The sequence below is a fragment of the Streptomyces sp. S4.7 genome (assembly GCF_010384365.1).
Lineage (GTDB): Bacteria > Actinomycetota > Actinomycetes > Streptomycetales > Streptomycetaceae > Streptomyces.
On sequence record NZ_CP048397.1, the window covers coordinates 1036879 to 1054904 of the forward strand.

Here is an 18026-nt window from a genome sequence, read left to right on the forward strand (position 1 = left end):
GGACACGCCGGACACGCCGGAGGCGGACGATGACGCGCGACGGCCCTCGTGACCGTGATGGTGGGGCCGGGAAAGGGAAGGTCCCCATGGTGTCACCGGGTTCCCCTCACATCCCACGACCGCGCGCCGACCGTCCCACGACGGCGCACCGACAAGAGAGCCCCGCACCATGAACAGGTACGACCTGGTGGTCGTCGGCGGCGGAAGCGCCGGCCTGACCGCGGCCCGCACCGCCGGACGCTTCGGCGCCCGCACGCTGCTCGTCGAACGCGACCGGCTGGGCGGGGACTGCCTATGGACGGGGTGCGTACCGAGCAAGGCGCTTCTCCGCGTGGCCGCCGATGTCCAGGCGGCCCGCCGCGCCGCCGCCTACGGGCTCCCGCCCGTGACCGGCCCGGCCGACCTCGCGGTGGCGATGGGAGCGGTGAGGCGGGCGATCGGCGCCATCGAGCCGCACGACTCGGCCGAGGCGCTCGCCCCGTACGGAGTCGATGTCGCCCACGGCGCGGCGTTCTTCACCGGTCCGGGCACCCTGACCGCGGGCGAGCGGGAGGTCTCCTTCCGGTACGCACTGATCGCCACGGGCTCCTCGCCGACCCTGGCACCGGTCCCCGGCCTGGCCGAAGCCGAGCCGCTGACCAGCGACACCGTCTGGGAGCTCGCCGAACTCCCCCGCCGCCTGGTGGTGCTCGGCGGTGGGCCCATCGGCTGTGAGCTGGGGCAGGCGTTCGCCCGGCTCGGCTCGCAGGTCACCCTCGTGGAGGCGATGGACCGCCTGGTGCCCCGCGAGGAACCCCGGGCCTCCCAGGTGCTGCGGGAGCGGCTGGAGGCCGAGGGCGTCACCGTGCTGACCGGCTACCGCGCCGCGAAGGTCGACGCCGGAGCCGTACACGGCCCCGGCGGCCCTCTCCCGTACGACGCGCTGCTGGCCGTCACGGGCCGCCATGCCGCCACTCGGGGCCTGGACCTGGAAGCCGCCGGTGTGGCGGTGACCGGTACCGGTGACGTCCTCACCGACGGCCGGCTGCGCACCACCAACCACCGGATCTACGCCGCCGGAGACGTGACCGGTCGCTCGGCCTTCACGCACCTGGGCGGCACGCAGGGCGGAGCAGCCGCCGTGGACGCTCTGCTGGGGGTGCGCCGCCCCATTGACTACCCGGCGGTGCCCCGGGTGACGTACACCGATCCCGAGATCGCCCGCGTCGGCCTCACCGTCGACGCGGCGCGTGAGAAGTACGGCGACACCACGCGCGTTCACACCCTGGAGAACGACCGGGTCGACCGGGCGGTCGCCGACGGCCGCACCGAGGGCTTCACGACTTTGGTGCTGGGCCCGCGAAGGAAGATCGTCGGGGCCACGGTGGTGTCACCCAGGGCCGGCGAGACCATCGCCCACCTGGCGGCGGCGGTGCGCCTGGGCTGGACGCCCTCCGACTACGCGCGCACCGTGCACCCCTATCCCACCTACGCCGACGGGCCGTGGCACACGTCGCTGGCCGACGTCTACGCCCGTCTCACCCGCGGCAGCGGCCCCATCGGCACACTGCTGAAACTCCGCAGAGGGGTCATCCGGTGACCCTCCGCACAGTCCTGGGCCTACTCCTCGCCACGATGGCGCTGGGCCAGCTCGCCTCCTTCGACGCGATGCCGGCCATCCTGACCTCCTACGGCCTGACCTCCGGCGCCGTCTCGACCGCCCTGGCCGTGGTATTGATCGGCGCCGAGGCCGTAACAGCCCTCTGGTTCCTGGTCCGGCCCCGCTCCCGCGCCGTCACGCCCGTCCGGCTGTACACGGGCGTCGCGGTGGTGTGGTCGGTGCTGGCCGCCCAGGCGTTCGCCCGCGGGTTCGTCCTGGACAACTGCGGCTGCTTCGGGACCTACCTCGCCCAGCCGCTGCGCTGGTACGTCCTGGTTGAGGACGCGCTGATGGTGCTGTACGCCTGGCTGCTGTGGCGCGGCCTGCGCCGGGCCCGGCCCAACCCCCTCACCGACCGAACCTCAACGGCAGCCCCCACACCGCAGGAGAACCACTGATGCGGATCATCGCGGCACTGCGCGACCTCGAACACGCCACCCGCCCCTACGACAGTGAGTTCGCCGCGGCCATGGAACGCCGCTGGGCGGAACTCCCCGAGGCAGCCAAGACACCCGGCCAGATCCTCGGCCGGCACGGCGTCGGCTGCGAGGGCACCCACGGCGTCTTCCCCAAGTGCAACCTCAAGTGCACCCCCTGCTACCACTCCAAAGACGCCAACCAGGTACGCGTCGACGGCCCCCACACCCACGAACAGATCACCGCGCAGATGCGCCTGCTGCGCGAACTGCGAGGCCCGCGCGCCCACACCCAGCTCATCGGCGGCGAGGTCAGCCTGCTCACCCCCGACGACCACGCCACCGCCCTCGCCATCATGCGGGAGCACGGCCGGGAACCGATGAGCTTCACCCACGGCGACTTCGACGACGACTACCTCACCCGCCTCGCGCTCGGCCCGGACGGCACACGGCGCTTCGACCGGCTGTCCTTCGCCGCGCACTTCGACAAGTTCATGTACGGCCGGCGCGGCATCGAACGCCCGACCGACGAGAAGGCGCTCAACCCCTACCGCGCCCGATTCGCCGCCATGCTCACCCGCCTTCGGCACGAGCACGGGGTGCGGTTCTTCCTCGCCCACAACATGACCGTCACCCCGGGCAACCTCGACGAGGTCGCCGACGTGATCCGCGACTGCCACGCCATGGGCTACGGGATGTTCTCCTTCCAGCCCGCCGCCTTCCTCGGCGACGACCGCCGCTGGAAGGAGAAGTACCGCGAGGCGACCCCGGACGCCGTGTGGGCGGAGATCGAACGCGGCGCCGGAACCCGGCTGGACCACCGCGTCTTCGAGAACGGCGACGTGCGCTGCAACCGCACCGCCTACGGCTTCTACGTCGGCCGGCGCTGGTACCCGTTCCTCGACGGCGACGACCCGCGCGACCTCGCCGTACGCGAGGCGTTCTTCCGGTACTTCGGGAAGGTGACCTTCACCGGCACCCCGCCCGCCCTCCTCGTGGCAAGGCTCCTGCGGGTGGTGGCCCGCCACCCGTCGACCGCGGTGACGGCGCTGCGCTGGCTGACCCGCACGATCCGCCGCGTCGGACCACTGCGGCTGGCCCGCCACCGGATGCGGGTGCGCCCGGTCACGTTCGTCATGCACCAGTTCATGGACGCCGACGTCGTCGCCCCGGCCTGGGAGATGATGCGGCGGGGCGAACAGGCCGCCGAGCCCCGGCTGCGCGAGACCCAGGAACGCCTGGCCGCCTGCCACTACGCCATGGCCCACCCCGAGAACGGCACCCTCGTCCCCGCCTGCGTGCAGCACGCCGTACTCGACCCCGCCGAGAACGCGGCACTGCGCACCCTGCTGCCGGTCGTCGAGGTCCGCGGGGCGGGAGACCGCCCGCCCGTGGCGGGTGCGCACGACCTCACGCCGCCTGCGGGAGTGGGGAGATCTCCCGGCGCTGCTGCGGACAGGTAGCAGGCAGCTGACCGCACCCCGGCAGTCGTCTTCGCGGAGCCGCTCGACCCCGTCACCAAGGACGGACCCGCCAGGCAATGGTTCACTCGGAGGGGCGGGACGTTGTACCGGGCCGCTTGGTGCGGGGGGCTCGGCGTGCCCGTCGGCGGATCGCCCAGGCCGTCACGAGCAGCGCGGCCAGGAGCCCGGCGAGGACAGCGGGTCCGGCGCTGTCCAGACTGTCGGCGAGGACACGCTGGACAGCACCGGCGGCGTCGATGACGGGATCGGTGGTGGTGGGGTCGCGCTGGACACGGATTTCGTACCAGCCGTAGTAGGCGACGTAGGCGCCGACGAGGAGAAGGAGTCCGCCGCCGATACGGGGCGCGAGCGCGCCGGCGCGGCGTAGCTGACCAACAGCGGCGCTGCGGGTGAGGGCGACGGTCACGGAGGCGACTCCGACGATCAGGCCCATGCCTGCCGCGTACGCGGCGAACAGGGCGACTCCCTCGCCCGTCGAGCCGCTGCGGAACGCGGAAACGACGATGGCGAGGAAGGGCGCGATGGTGCAGCCCAGGGACGCCGTGGCGTAGGCCATGCCGAACAGAGCCATCGAGGGGACGGAGCGGGTCACCGAGGGAGCGCGTCGGACCTTGGGCATCAGGGCGGGCAGTTGACGGCCGGCCGACAGCCAGGCTCCGGCCAGGCCCATGAGGATGCCGAAGAAGATGGTGAACCAGGGCAGGTGTTCCTGGACCTGACCGGCGACGGGCTGGATCGCCAGGCCGAATACGCCGAACAGGGCGGCGAAGCCGACGGTGATCGAGGCGGTCGCGGTGAGGGCGCGGCCGACGGCGACACCGCGGGTGGGGCTGTCGTCGCCGAGGACGAGGAGGGAGAGGTAGGCGGGGAGCAGGGCGAAGCCGCACGGGTTGACGGCGGCGAGGACGCCCGCGGTGAGCGCGAGGGCGAGGGGGAGATCGGACATCGCGGTCAGCCGGTCAGTCCGGCGACCTTCTCGGCCAGCCCCTCGCCTCCGGGCAGGACGCCCTCGTAGACGGTCTTGCCGTCCTTGTCGAGGATGACGTAGCGGCTCTGCTCGATGACCTCGAACCGCCTCCAGACCTCGCCCTTCTCGTCGGACAGCTGTGGAAAGCCGTCGGTCCCGGTGTCGGCGACGAAGTCCTTCATCGCTTCGTTCCTGTCCAGGCCCGCCACACCGACGACGTTGGCCTTGCCCGCGTAGTCGGCGGCGACCTTGGCGGTCTCGGCGGCCTGCGCCTTGCACTTGGGGCACCAGGGCGCCCAGAACCACAGCACGGTCGGCTTGCCCGCCAACGTCTTGGCGTCGAAGGGCTTGCCGTCCACCGTCGTCGCGGTGAACCGAATCGCCTGTGGTGCGGGGGACCCGGTGGCCGCGGTGTCGCTCGCGTCGGGGGAGGCAGACGGCTGTCCCGGGGACGACGCGTTCGAAGGGGACGTGCTCGCTGTCTCGTCGTCGGCGCCACTGCCGGTTCCACATCCCGTGAGAGTGATCAGGGCGGCGGCAAGGGCGGCCGGGAGGAAGGTGCGGGCGCGCATGGGGATCTCCAGTGTGCTCGGGATGAGTGTGACTGTAGATCCCCCGCTCTCACCGGGTGGGTGGTGGTGGGCTTACGGTTCGGTGACATCAGCCGGCGGAACCGGACCGGCCGGGGACGCCTCGATCGGGGTCAACCGAACGAACGAACTCTCCCGGCTGGGTTGGACATCCGTTGCTCTCACCGCGAGGGCGTGTCCTCACGGCATCGGGCACCCTCAGTCGGTGCTTCATCGTGTCCTCGCCGATCCCGCCCCCACCCTGACCACTCCCCACTGCCCCTCGCACCGTTCTTCCCCCGGCGCACCGTGGCCGAGCGAGGTGTCACGCCGGATGTCGCGCGGCAACGGTGCTCTGCGTGGCGCTCGGCGCGGGGCCGCGACCGGCTCCCGTACGGTCGCGGCCCCGCGCTCAGGGGCGTTGGGGTCGGTCATGACCGCAAAGGCCGCCCCCGTCGGTCTCGGGGCCCGTTCGTCGAAGAGTCCGGCTCCGCCGCGGGCGCCGGTTTCGGGGAGGGCGAGTTCGACGCGGTCGGCCGCTTCGAGGTCGGCGGCGGCACCTGTCCCGTCCTCCCCGGCAAGCACCCTGTCGACATCGGCGGCTGCCCGCCACACCTCGTGGTGTGGCGGGCAGCGCTGTTCCGGCCCCGTCAGGGGGCGCTGATTCCGACGTCGGCGGGTTTGAGCGGCTTGTGGACCACGGTGCCGGTGGACAGTTCGTCCGCTCCGACATCGGCCGTTCCACTGCGTGACTGGCCGTCCATGTCCTCGGCGAGGAAGCTGTAGCCACCCGACGCGGTGTTCACCGCGGGGCTACCGGTACCGAGGCGGTACACCTCACTCTGCTTGACCAGGAGCGGGTTGACCGTCCGGACACCAGTGGTGATCCCGATGGTGGCGGAACCGGTCGGCCAGCCGATGTTGCCCGAGTACGTCATGTTCTTGGGCGCCTTCAGCTCGTTGAAGAGCTTGCCGGAGGAACCGACGACGATGTTGTCGGCGACCAGGCTGTCGACCGGGGCGAGAGTGTAGTTGGCGCCGATCTCGATGTTCGAGACGTTGTTGACGAAGGTGTTGTGCACCGCCGTGGCCCGGTACACCCGCCAGTGCGAGGAGAGCGCGCCCGAGGTGTCGACGTCCCCGCCGTCGAGTTGCAGCGCCGCGTCGTAGCCGCTGCCGGTCAGTCCTTCGAAGTGGTTGTTGTAGATCTTGTGGTCCTGGCCGTAGACCCGGACACCGCCGGTGCCTGCCTTGCCGCCCCCGAAGAAGAAGTTGCCGTAGACCTGGCTGCGGTTGCCGTGGCGCAGGGACAGGGAGCCCTGTGATGTCCGGAAGGTGTTGTACCGGACGGTGTTGGCGTTGCTCTTCACGGAGACGATCTCGGGGTCGCCGTCGCAGTTCTCGAAGAGGTTGTTCTCGATCGTGGTGAACCCGTCCGACTTGGAGATCGCGCTCCAGCCGACCCGGATCGCCTCCATTTCGTTGGTCGCCCGCGGACCGATGTTGCGAAAGTGGTTGTAGTCGATCTGGTCGTACTGCGACTGCTGGGTCGAAGACCCGTCGATGGTGATGAAGTTGCCGAGCTCGTGCTTCTCCTCGAACAGGTTGTGATCGATCCGGTTGTGGTGGCTGTTGGCTCCCTGGATGATGATCCACTTCAACGATTCCGACTCGGTGAGCCGGAAGTGGTTGCGGGTTAACCGGATGTGGTGCGAACTGGTGATCTTCAGCGTGTCGCTGTTCGTCCACTTCAGCCCGGAGAACGTCACGTACGACGAGCTGAGAACCTCGAGCTGCCCTTCGGTGATGACCGCCTTGCCCTGTTGGGCGGCCATGATCGTGATGGGTGCGCCGGCGGTGCCGTTCTTGGCGTTGAGCTTGCCGATCGAGTAGGAGCCGTTGGCGAGGACGATCGTTTGACCGGCCACGGCCTTGGACATCGCGGTGGTCAACTGCGACGACGTCGAGACGTTGACGATGGTGGCGTTGGCCTGCGTGGTCGAGGTCGTACTCGGGTTGAGCGATGACGTGTCGCCGGTGGAGGCGAGAGCGGGTGCCGCAGTGGTGAGGGCCGCGATCGTGAGCGCCGCGGCGGCGATCGCGCCGCAGTTGCTGAGCTTTGATCTGGTCATGTGTTTTCTCCGCACGGTAGAGAGGGGCATGGGACGTCGAGCAACCCAGCGCTGGACAAGTAGGCCGTCCAGGTGCTGATGGGACGAGCCTGTGACAGTCGCGCGTGATGGCTGTGGCCACGCCGGCCGGTGGAGGCCGGGGTGGCCAAGAGGTGGAAGTCGATGACCTGCATCGGTGATGTGCGAGTTCGCGGCGCCGACCAGGGTCTGTCTTGAAAGTCCCGCCTGGCACGACACTTCGCCGCGTCGTCGGACTCGGACTCGGCCAAGTAGGCCCAGTACAAGACCGATCCTCGGCCTTGCGATGCACCGCGCCGTCCGCCCGCGGGTCCCGCCCCGCGGGCGGACGGCGCTGCTTGTAGGCAGGCCATGGGCCGCGATGTCTCTCACCGCGCACGCCGGTGGCCTGTGGGGCGGAAATCCGTGCATCGTTGTACCGTGCTGCGAGGTGCCGGGCCTCCTAGTCCGAGGCCCGGCACCCCCTGGCGTCAGGAGTGGGTGGCCTGCAGGCTGTAGATGCTCACCTGCCCGTAGTTGGAGCTGCTGCACGGCGAGGAGTTGTCGCAGTTCGCCTGGGTGTAGGCGCCGGCCTTGAAGTAGTTGCCGGACGCCGAGTGCGCGATGGTCGTCTGGAGGGCGCCGTTGTAGTAGACCTTGATCTGGCCGCCGCTGACCACGAACTTGCCCTCGAAGACCGTGTTCAGCTTGTAGTTGCTGGTCACGAGCTTGTGGTGCGTGGTGTCACCCTTGGTGATGTAGAGGCTGGTCCCTTCGAGGCGGAAGACCGTGACGTCGTCGTCGCCGTCGTGGATCTGCGCGCCGACGACGTGCGGCTTGGTGCTCGGGAGCTTGTTGAACGCCTCACGGAAGGTGAGGGTGTGGGTCCCGGAGGTGGACGACCAGGAGGCGTTCGACGTGCCGTTGTTGGCCATCTCGCGCAGTTCGGAGCGCGCGTAGCTGGAGCCGGAGGTGGTCACGCCGTTGACCGCGGAGCGGAACTGCACTCCGGTGCACGCGGCGTTCACCATGAACCAGGGGTTCGAGGAGAAGGTCGCGAGTGCGGGCTGCTTGATCTCGGTCGGGGAGCCGGAAGACCCGGTCGGCAGGGTCTCCTTCCAGTTGGTCAGGTTGAGCTGCTGGGCGGGGTAGTCGCACGGGGCGGCCGCCACGGCGGTGCCGGAGGTGACGATGGGGGCGGTCATCGCCGCGAGGGCGGAGAGCGCGGCCACGCCGGCCGTGGTGAGGGTGCGCTTGCGGGTGAGACGCATGTCAGCTGTTTCCTTACGGTTGATTGGACCGGGTTGCTGGGGTGGTTCGCTCAGCAGGGGCGCGACGGGTGGTACTGGTCCCCGTAGGTTCCTGTCGCGGCGCCGCCGGTGTTGCCCGCCAGGGTGTTTCCGCACACCTGGCCCTGCGGGGTGGCTTCGAACTTGATGCCCCCCGCAGCGTTGGAGAGGAGGACGTTGCCCTCGATGTTGTTGCGGGTGCCGTCGGCGGGAGTGTCGCCGCCGACCCGGACACCGGCACCGACGTTGCCGTAGGAGCGGTTGGCCTTGAAGGTGTTGCCGCTGCCGCGTGCGTCGAGGCCGGCCGAGTTGGGGTCGAGCTGGCCGGTGCAGTCGTTGCGTTCCACCAGGTTCGCGGTGGAGTTCTCCTTGATGTCCACGCACTCGTTGCCCCGGGTGTCGATCCGGTTGTGGTGGATCCAGTTGTCGCGGCTGACATCCGGCCGGTCGTCGGGTGCGCCGTTCATGCCCTGCTGCTCGGGCGCCGTCCCCAGGTAGATGCCCTCACCCACCTTGCCGCCGTCGTCGAAGTGGAAGTCCCACACCCCGCAGCCGGTGATCCGGTTGTGGGCGACCTCGGCGCCGGTGATCAGGTAGCGCAGCCGCACGCACTCCTCCCCGGCGTTACGCAGTGTCATCCGCTCGATACGCAAGCCGTCCACTCCGTCACCGGATGTCAGGCTCATGACATAAATAAGCTTCTTGCGATAGTCGGCCTTCTGCGTGGGATCACCGAAGAGGCCGTCGACGGTGAAGCCCTTCAGCCGGACGTCGTCGTGCTGGATCTCTACGACAGCACGGCCGGCACCGGAACCCTGGACGACGGCGGACGCGGGTCCGGTGATGGTGACGCCGGGATTGCGGCTGATGAAGTCCTGGAGATAGCGGCCGGGGGCCAGATGCACCGTCGATCCCGGTTCGGCGGCGTCCAGCGCGCGCTGGATGCCCGCGAAGGGCGAACCGCTCGTGCCGGCGTTGGTGTCGCTGCCACGCGGAGAGACGTAGTAGTCCTGGGAGCCTTTCGGTACGGCGGCGGACGCGGCGGGCCCGGCCGCCGTCATTGCCCCCAGTAAGGCGGCCAACGCGGCGATGCGACGGGTGACTCTCATACCGTTCTCCTCGAATGCGTGGGTGTGTGCAGGGAAAGGGCCAGGAGCAGGGGAAGGGTGGGGCCCAGCAGCAGGGGTCCCAGGGGGATCGGGAGCACGGCGAGCGGGGCCAGTACGAGGACGAGCAGCAGGGCTGCGGTTCGCCGCGGTGAACCGAAGGCCAGGACGGCCGCCGCGCGCCGAGGGTCTCGATCCGTGCCGACCGCGCGAACGGCTGCCAGCGACAGGGCGTACACCGCCACCGTGGCCATCAGCCCCGCCTGCACGGGGAGCAGGACCAGACCTGTCGTGCTCCCCGTGTCCAGGAGGAAGAGGCAGTTCAGCGTGAGGACGGCCAGCACGGCGGTGGCGACGAGCCCTTCCTTCCACAAGGCCCGCCAGAAGCGCGGGAAGGCCCGCAGCGTCGCGGTGAAGGGGCGTCCGCCTCCGTCACCGCGCCAGTCCTGCAGCGCGCTTCCCGCAGCGGCCAGCGCCGGCAGCCAGGTGACGACCCCCAGGGCGAGCAGGCAGAACGCGGCGCCCGCCAGCGCCGGCTGTGCGACGAACTCCATCGCCCGCAGCGCACCGCGTTCCCAGCCCTTCATGGAGTGCTCCAGGGTCTCGAACGGTCAGATGGTCAGAAGGCCCGTGAAGGGCTGGTCGGTCCGGAGCACGTCGCTTCCGTCGAGCTGGACACCGCGCGCCCGTACGGCCGCGATGTGCGTGCCGGAGAAGAGAACCGCCGCCGCGTCGGCGCGCACGCCCTCCGTCTCGATGACTCCCGTGCTAGGGGCGAGGAGGACGAGTTCGCTCTCGGCGCCCTGGCCGACGGACACCGCGTGTCCTTGGTCCGAGGGCAGGAGCACGGCCGGCACCGGATGCGGGGCCAGCGAACCCGTGCTTTCGAACACGGTCAGGAACGTGGCCGTGCTGGTCCTCGGGGTGGCGAGGCGCAGGGTGTGCATCGTCTTGCTGACCTTGAGGCTCGGAGTGCTGGAGGTCGGGTTCGCCTCCACCTCGGTGCGCTCCTGAGTGGCCGAGGCGTCGGTGGGCAGGAGCCGGGTGAGGCGTGCGCTGCCGGGGCCCGACTCCAGCCGCCAGCCGTCCGGCTCCAGCTGTGTGGTGGGCCAGTCGGTGTGCAGCAGGTAGGACCACTCGCGCGGTGCGTCGGCCTCGAGCTCGTCGAGGATGACCACCCGCCCGCGCGGAGTCACCACCAGCGTACGGTCGATGCGCCGCACCCCCAACCCCTCGGAGAACATCGCCGCGGACTCCGCCGTGGCGTGGGCGAACCCGCCCTCCGCGAGCACGTCCCGTACGCGCGCCCGGCGCTCGTGCGGTATGCCTTCGTACACGTGGTAGCGGCCCTCGTCCGCCCACCCCTCGCCGTCGACCAGGATCAGATTGTGGTGAGCGGCGCGCTTGTGGTTGCTGTACCCCTCGTCCACCGCGAGGAAGGCGCCGTGCGAGTGCAGGACGAAGGCGCCGGCGTCGGGATGGTGGTGGCCCGCGCTCATCGCGTCCCAGCCGCCCGCGGCCTTCAGCCGGTGCCCCTCCTCCCAGGCCCGGTGGCCACCGCCGGGCGCCGCCTTGAAACTGACGCAGGTGGCGGCGGCGTCCCAGCCGGTGCGCGCCGTGATCTGCCCGAGGTCCGGGAAGTACGCCGTGAGGGGCTCCTCGTCGGGCGCGACGGGCGCGACCTCCGGGTCGTACCAGAGCAGTTCGAGGAATGCCTCGGGCATGACACCGGGGCGCACACCCGACTCGTACGCCTCGCGCCAGAAGTGGCGCTCCGCGACCAGGTTGCCCAGCCACTGAGCCGTCCCGTCCTGGTACGCGGAGGCCAGACGGTAGTAGAGGGCGACGCTGTGGCCGCTGCGCCGGTCGTGGCAGTCGCCGTGATCGATGTTCTCCTCGAAGCCCGGCGCGCTCTGGTGCAGGCGCCAGTGCGTGGTGTGGCGCAGGAAGCCGCCGACCGACCACAGGTCGGCCTTCTCCTGGTGCTGCACGAGGTCGGTGTGGATCGCGAGCCACGGCACGCCGTACCGCCAGTAGACGACGCCCTCGGAATCCGAACCGTCTTCGGGGAGCATCCCGAGGACCGTCTCCAGGTTCGCGCGGGCCGCCTTGGTCCACTCGGAGCGCCCCAGCGCGTAGCCCGCGGTGGCGACCCCGGTCCAGCAGATCCAGTTGTGGTTCTGCCAGTACGCGCTCGACCACCAACTACCGGTGGTCTCCTCGGCGTACGAGTGGAGCCGCTCACCCTGCAGTTCCAGTTTGGCGCGCAGGATCTCACGCCGTTCCGGCTCCAGGTCCTCGCCCAGCCAGGAGTACGCGAGCGAGAGACCGTGCAACAACCACCCCGCGTCCAGGTCGTGATCCGGCATATGGGCGCGGCCCCAGTGGGGGAAGCCGACGCAGGCCGAGATCCAGCGCCATGCCTCTTCCAGATATCCGCGCTGGCCGGTGAGCCGGTAGGCGAGAGCGAGGTTGGCCGCGGCGGGCCCGAAGTAGGTGATGCTCGCCTCGGGGTGCTCCGTGGGCGGCGTCTGCCGGCGATACCAGTCGCACTGTTCGTACAGCCGGCGCCACTGGGAGGCACGCGCGCCGTTCAGCTCGCCGCGGAGCAGCTCGAGTCGCCCGTCGAGAAGCAGCATGTGCGGACTCACCTTCCGATGGAGTGGGTGGCGACGGTTCCGTCGGCCAGATCGATGTGGACGGTTCGTTCGGACAGGCTCAACCGGCGGACCGGTGGTGTCGCTTCGGCGGACTGGTAGACGGAGACGAACACCGCGTGCCTGCCGGTCGTGGACCAGTCGACTCCCTGGCACGTTCGCGCCGGGTCGTCGGCGGGACCGGGGTGTGCGACGACGGTGAACTCGGCCGGCGGACTCGACACGTGCTGCCCGGTCATGACCGCGCTCTGGCTGTCGCCCCAGACGGTGCGGGCACGATCGGGGCCCTGGGCGACGACGTCGAGATCGGTTCCCGGACGCAGCTGCGCCGTGAGCAGGCGCTCGGTGTCGGCTTCGAGGACAAGGATGTCGAGGAGGTAGCGCGGGTCGGTGACGATCCGCCGGACGGCGCTCACCCCGTCGTAGGCCCCGGTGCATCTGCCGGTGTCGCCGTCGAGGACGGCATCGCAGGGGGCCTGTTCCGCATCGTCGACACGGAACGCCGGGTGGGCCTTCGTGCCGGCGTAGTGTGTCCGGAAACTCCGGTGCGCGTAGGGGACCTGGCCCGGATCCGGCTGCCAGGCGGTGCCGTCGTCCGCGTAGAGGTAGAGGGACAGTTTGTCCAGGTGCCCGTGCCCTCCCCCGTGCGGTCCGGCGTCCAGAAGCGCGTGGATTCCGGCCGTACGGAAGACCGCGTACCCCGCGTCCGGGAAGGTCCGCCGGACGGTGCGCGCGGGCAGCCTCGGCCCGGTGAACCATCCCACGAGGTCTGCGGGCAGCTCGGTGGCCGTGTCCTTCCCGGCGGCCAGGGCCACCGCGGCCAGGGGAGCTCCGGCGAACAACTGATCGGCGAGCGTGGCCACTTCGCTGATCTCGGCAGACTGCGCTTCGCGTCGGTAGGGGCCGTCGTGCAGGGCGGGCAGGGTGCCGGCGGAAGTCGCGATACCGGCCAGCGCCGTGATCATCGCGCCCAGGACTTCGGCGATGTCGCCGGGCAGCCGCTCCGGCTCGCCGCCCCGCAGGGCGAGCAGGTACGCGTGCAGTACGAAGAGGTGGTAGTAGGTACTGCCTTCCCACTCCCAGCCGTCCTCATGCATCGCCACGCGCATGTGCTCGAACAGGCCGTAATGACCGGCCAGTTGCACGGTGTCGGGATCGGCGCCCTCCACGGCGAGTGCGGCCGAGCGGCAGCAGGTCTCCGCGGCGGCGAGCCATGCCGTGTAGTTGGAACGAATCTCCCCCTTGTGGCGCAGCTCCGCCCGGGCCTCACCGGCGCGGTCGCCGAGCGACCGGAGGAAGGGCAGCAGGGCAGCGAGCTCGGCGCGCATGTCCCGGTGTGCGGCGAGAGTACGTATCGCGTGGGAGACGGCCACCGCCCAGATGGCCTCGGTGAGGGCCTGGTGGAAGAGCCGGCCGTGCAGCATCCAGCCGGCCGCACCCGGATGGGTGCTGGGCAGAGCCGCGTACAGCTCCGCGTACTCCAGGAGCAGCCGCAGTGCCTCGGAGCGCTCGGCCGGGCCGCCGCAGGCGAGATGGCGCAGGCGCTGGGCGGCGGCTTGATGGGCCAGCACCGTTCTCGCCCCGCGCACCGCCTCGGTGTCCACCCGGCAGCCGTAGCGGCATGCGGCTCCGGCGCGCGGGAAGGGGTCGCCGAGCAGGTCGCCGTGGTCGAGTTCGACACCGTGGGCCGGGCACACATAGGCGTGCCACCAGCCGCCCCGCTCGCGCGTGATGGTCAGCGCGGCCATACGCCACCGCCGATGTCGAGGGTGGCTCCGGTGATGTACCCGGCCTCGTCCGAGGCGAGGTAGACGGCCGCTCCGGCAACGTCTTCCACCGTGCCGCCCCGGCCGATGGGAAGCTTCTCGACGATGCCCCGCTGAGCCTCGGGCGAGGTGAACGTGCCGTGGAAGGTGGTACCGCCGATGTATCCGGGGGCGAGCGCGTTCACGGTGACGCCGGTGCCTCCGACTTCCTTGGCCAGCCCCTTGGCGAAGCCGATCACTCCGGCCTTGGCGGCGGCGTAGGCGGCAGCTCCGGGGCCGCCGCCGTCGTGGGCCGCCTGAGAGGCCATCAGGACGAAGCGGCCCGAGGAACCCGCTTCCTTCAGATGCGGCAGCGCCGCCCGGCAGGTACGGAAGACGGAGAAGAGATTGACATCGATCACGCTGTGGAAGTGCTCTTCGCTCATCTCCGCGACCGGAACCCGGCCGACGAGGTGTCCCGCGTTGGCGACCACGATGTCGAGTCCGCCGAGGAAGGCGACGCTCTCGTCGACGAGCCGCGTGACGTCGCCGGCATCGGTGACATCGGCGGCGAGGGACATGGCCTTCCGCCCCATCGTGTTGATCTCGGCCACCACCCGCTCGGCGGCCTCGGCGGAGCGTCCGTAGTGGACTACGACATCAGCGCCCGCCTTTGCCAGCCCGAGCGCGACCGATGCGCCGATGCCGTGGCCGGCACCGGTGACGAGCGCGCGACGACCTGTGAGATCGAAAGGCATGAGAATTCTCCATGTTTATCGAGGTGAATCAACGGTGCTATTTGATACCGGAGTTGGCGAAACCCTGGACGAAGTAGCGCTGGGTGAAGAGGAACAGCACCACCATGGGGATGGTGGCGAGCGTCGTGCCGGCCATCAGGTACGCCCAGGCGTTCTGGTCGGCCTGTTGGAACGCGGACAGGCCCACCTGGATGACACGCAGGTCGGTGTCGCTGGTGATGATCAACGGCCAGAGGAAGTTGTTCCAGCTGCTCTCGAAAGTGAGCAGGGCGACGGTGGCGATGGCCGGCTTGACCAGCGGTGTCATCACCCGTGCGTAGATACCGAATTCGCTCATGCCGTCGATGCGGGCGGCCTCCTCCAGCTCACGCGGCAGCGAGAGGTAGAACTGCCTGAACAGGAAGATGGCGAACGGCGTCAGCGCGCCGGGGATGATCAGGCCCCACCAGGAGTCGAGCCAGCCGTGCCCGCCACGCCCCAGGTAGTCGTTCCCGCCGAAGAACGGAATGCCCTTGGCTATCAGGTACTGGGGAACGATCTTCGTGTACGTCGGGATCATCATGGTGCCCAGCACTCCCATGAACACCACGGTCCGGCCCCGGAACGGCACCCGGGCCAGGGCATACCCCGCCATGGAGGCCAGAGCGAGGTTGAGCGCCGTGTGTCCGAGCGAGATGAGCAGGCTGTTCCTGAAGTACGTACCGAAGGGGGCGTACTCGAGCGCCTCCGAGTAGTTGCTCCAGTCCCACACCTGCGGCAGGAGGTTGGGCGGGTACTCGGCGAGATCGGGATCGGTCTTCAGCGAGCTGATGATCATCCACAGGAACGGCACCACCATCACGAGCGATACCGTGACGAGCACCAGGTGCAGCGCCGTCCTTCGCAACCGGCGGGCGAGCAGGGGGTGGTTCGTGAGCAAGGTGCCGCGAGTCACGTCCCCGCGGAGAAGCTTCTCAGCGGACATCGTCTTCCTTTCCGGTGAGACGCCGGCTGATCAGCATCAGCACCAGCAGGAACGCGAACAGCACCACACTCTGCGCGCAGGCCGCGCCCATGTTGAACTCCTTGAACGCGGTGCGGTAGATCTCGTAGGTCATGACCGTCGTCGAGTTGCCGGGGCCACCGTCCGGCGTCAGCACGTACAACTGGTCGAACGCCTGGAACGAGTCGATGATCGACACCACCAGCACGAAGAACGTGGCCGGCTTCAGCAGCGGCAGTGTGATGGAGAAGAACTGCCGCACCTGCGAAGCCCCGTCGATCCTGGCCGCCTCGTACACGTCCTCGGGCATGGCCTGCAGAGCGGCCAGGTAGATGAGCATCTTGATGCCGATGCCCTTCCAGATACTGACGACGATCACGGCCGTGAGCGCCCAGTCCGGGTCCGCGAGCCACACCGGCCCGTCGATTCCCACCCACCCGAGCATGGTGTTGACCACACCGAGCCGTGGTTCGAACATCCACATCCACACGAGCGCGATCGCCACCGTCGCGGTGACATGCGGCATGAAGACAGCGGTGCGGTACCACGAGGCCGCCCGCATCTTCACGCTGAGCAGGATGGCCAGCACCACGGCGATGGCCATGGCGACGGGCACGGTGAAGAAGGTGAACACCACCGTGTGCCACATGGAGGCGTTCCACGTCTCGTCGCTGAAGATCTCCTGGAAGTTGTCCAGGCCGTTGAACGAGACGGTGCCGGCGAGGATGTCGTAGTCGGTGAACGCCAGAGCGAAGGTGGCGACCACGGGAATGCCGATCCACCAGACGAGATGGATGACCGAGGGCGCCAGCAGAAGCACGGCCGTCCTGCGCCGGTCGTGACCGAACTTCTTCTCACGGGGCGGCCGACCCCGCCAGGACGAGGGCGCCGCACCTTTGGTGGAACGATGCACTATCGGCCCGTCCCTGCTTGTGTCGGTGGCCGGACGGGTGGACGTCGGCATCAGGCCCCCTTGGCGATGATCGCCTCGGCCTTCCCAGCAAGCCCCTTGAGGGCCTCGGCGGGAGTGGCCTTGCCGAGCAGAGCGCTTTCCAGCGCCGGCTTGAACTCTTCACGGATCTCGAGCCAGGTCGGCACCCCGCCCTCGGAGAAGGCGTGGTCGAGGTTGTCCACGGCGAACGAGACGAGCTTGTTGCTCTTCACGTACGACGAGTCGGCCGCACTGAGGACCGCCGGGATGTTCCCCCGCTGCTCGGCCGCCTGGGGCGACACCTTCTCGCCCGACAGGAACTCCACCAGCTTCTTGGCCTGCTCGGGGTGGCTGGTCTTCGCCGACATGGTGGCCAGCGTGCCGCCCTGGAACAGCGCGGGACGCTGCTGGTTGAGCATGAACCCGTCGACCTTGTCCTCGGCGATCAACTCGGGCGCGCTCTCGGAGATCTGTCGCCACATGTCGTTGTGGCCGATCATCATGGCCGCTCGCCCCTGCACGAGGGGAGCGGCGACCGCTCCCTTCTGGGTGAACCCGTAGTCCTCGATCTTGTCCGTACGGATGATGTCGACCATCCACTGGAGGGCGTCCACCGCCTCGTCGGAGTCGAGGACCGGCTTACCGCCGTCGAACAGGTCGGCGCCGTGGGCCCACATCACAGGAAGGTAGGTCTGGCGCAGGTCGTTGCTGAGGATGTCGACGCCGGCCCGTGTCAGCTTGCCGTTCTTGCGGACCGTCAACTCCTTCGCGATCTCCTTCAGTTCGGTGAGGTCCTTGGGGGGCGCGTCGATACCCGCCTCGGCGAACACGTCCTTGCGGTAGATGCCCATCCTGGTGTCGAGCAGGATCGGACGCGCATAGATCTTGCCGTCGTACACACCGGGCTCGACCACACGGGGGTTGTAGAGCCGGGCCAGTTCGTCCTTGCTGGCCTCCAGGTCGGCCAGGACCCCCTTCTCGGCGAAGGGCGGTATCCAGCCGACGCCCATGAGCATGACGTCGTAGGGCTGGCCTCCCACGATCGAGGTGGTCAGCTTCTCGTTGAGCTTCCCGTACTCGGTGTAGTCGACCTGAACGCTGACACCGGGGTTGTCCTTCTTGAAGTCGGCGAGCAGGGACGTGAGGAGCTTCTGCCCGTCCGCCCGGTCGAAGATCGGTGTCAGCAGGCGCAGTGACGCGCTGCCGCTGCCGGACTTGCCGGGGGCGGCCCCGCCGCACGCGGTCAGAGCCGTGCCGGCCACCGCCGCGGCGCCCAGACCCAGCAGGCTTCGTCTGGACAGGGATGAGGGATGTGAACGCATAACTGACTCCCGACAGCGGAACATGCACTGGG

15 protein-coding genes are annotated in these 18026 nt (G+C 69.4%); 3 read left to right on the top strand and 12 right to left on the bottom strand.

Going from position 1 to position 18026, the window contains the following annotated elements; all coding sequences use genetic code 11:
- Positions 1–169: 169 nt before the first annotated feature.
- From SSPS47_RS04475 to SSPS47_RS04485, 3 genes are read left to right on the top strand one after another with little or no spacing between them, the layout of a single operon-like run.
- Positions 170–1579: an FAD-dependent oxidoreductase gene (locus tag SSPS47_RS04475; protein WP_164248914.1), complete on the top strand. Its 1410-nt coding sequence runs from the start codon at positions 170–172 to the stop codon at positions 1577–1579.
- Positions 1576–2037, top strand: coding sequence for a MauE/DoxX family redox-associated membrane protein (locus SSPS47_RS04480; protein WP_164248915.1), 462 nt, complete (start codon positions 1576–1578; stop codon positions 2035–2037). Before SSPS47_RS04475 ends, SSPS47_RS04480 begins: the two co-directional genes overlap by 4 nt.
- Positions 2037–3518, top strand: coding sequence for a radical SAM domain-containing protein (locus SSPS47_RS04485; RefSeq protein WP_203557785.1), 1482 nt, complete (start codon positions 2037–2039; stop codon positions 3516–3518). The genes SSPS47_RS04480 and SSPS47_RS04485 overlap by 1 nt, the downstream gene beginning before the upstream one ends.
- Before the next feature lie 82 nt (positions 3519–3600).
- Here the strand turns inward: SSPS47_RS04485 and SSPS47_RS04490 are convergent, their stop codons facing one another.
- From SSPS47_RS04490 to SSPS47_RS04545, 12 genes are all read right to left on the bottom strand, one after another.
- A complete protein-coding gene (locus SSPS47_RS04490; protein ID WP_164248917.1) occupies positions 3601–4485 on the bottom strand; it encodes a cytochrome c biogenesis CcdA family protein in 885 nt (294 codons plus the stop codon).
- A 5-nt stretch (positions 4486–4490) separates the two neighbouring features.
- Entirely contained in the window at positions 4491–5078 is a 588-nt protein-coding gene (locus SSPS47_RS04495; protein WP_164248919.1) for a redoxin domain-containing protein, read from the bottom strand.
- A 647-nt stretch (positions 5079–5725) separates the two neighbouring features.
- Entirely contained in the window at positions 5726–7207 is a 1482-nt protein-coding gene (locus tag SSPS47_RS04500) for a polysaccharide lyase 6 family protein (protein ID WP_164248921.1), read from the bottom strand.
- 488 nt (positions 7208–7695) lie between these two features.
- Positions 7696–8475, bottom strand: coding sequence for a polysaccharide lyase family 7 protein (locus tag SSPS47_RS04505; RefSeq protein WP_164248922.1), 780 nt, complete (start codon positions 8473–8475; stop codon positions 7696–7698).
- A gap of 50 nt (positions 8476–8525) precedes the next feature.
- Positions 8526–9602, bottom strand: a complete 1077-nt coding sequence (locus SSPS47_RS04510; RefSeq protein WP_164248924.1) for a DUF1565 domain-containing protein — start codon at positions 9600–9602, stop codon at positions 8526–8528.
- Positions 9599–10186: a hypothetical protein gene (locus tag SSPS47_RS04515; RefSeq protein ID WP_164248926.1), complete on the bottom strand. Its 588-nt coding sequence runs from the start codon at positions 10184–10186 to the stop codon at positions 9599–9601. The genes SSPS47_RS04510 and SSPS47_RS04515 overlap by 4 nt, the downstream gene beginning before the upstream one ends.
- A 24-nt stretch (positions 10187–10210) precedes the next feature.
- Complete coding sequence (locus SSPS47_RS04520) at positions 10211–12238, bottom strand: heparinase II/III family protein (RefSeq protein WP_164248928.1); 2028 nt, start codon at positions 12236–12238, stop codon at positions 10211–10213.
- A gap of 8 nt (positions 12239–12246) precedes the next feature.
- Positions 12247–14004 (bottom strand): heparinase II/III family protein, encoded by a 1758-nt coding sequence (locus SSPS47_RS04525; RefSeq protein WP_164248929.1) that lies wholly within the window; start codon positions 14002–14004, stop codon positions 12247–12249.
- Positions 13992–14759: an SDR family oxidoreductase gene (locus SSPS47_RS04530; protein ID WP_164248931.1), complete on the bottom strand. Its 768-nt coding sequence runs from the start codon at positions 14757–14759 to the stop codon at positions 13992–13994. The genes SSPS47_RS04525 and SSPS47_RS04530 overlap by 13 nt, the downstream gene beginning before the upstream one ends.
- Before the next feature lie 37 nt (positions 14760–14796).
- Entirely contained in the window at positions 14797–15723 is a 927-nt protein-coding gene (locus tag SSPS47_RS04535; protein WP_164248933.1) for a carbohydrate ABC transporter permease, read from the bottom strand.
- Positions 15713–16705: a sugar ABC transporter permease gene (locus SSPS47_RS04540; protein ID WP_164248935.1), complete on the bottom strand. Its 993-nt coding sequence runs from the start codon at positions 16703–16705 to the stop codon at positions 15713–15715. Before SSPS47_RS04540 ends, SSPS47_RS04535 begins: the two co-directional genes overlap by 11 nt.
- The gene (locus SSPS47_RS04545) at positions 16705–17994 is read right to left on the bottom strand and encodes an ABC transporter substrate-binding protein (protein WP_164248939.1); all 1290 of its coding nucleotides are present in this window, start codon (positions 17992–17994) and stop codon (positions 16705–16707) included. The genes SSPS47_RS04540 and SSPS47_RS04545 overlap by 1 nt, the downstream gene beginning before the upstream one ends.
- Positions 17995–18026: the final 32 nt, after the last annotated feature.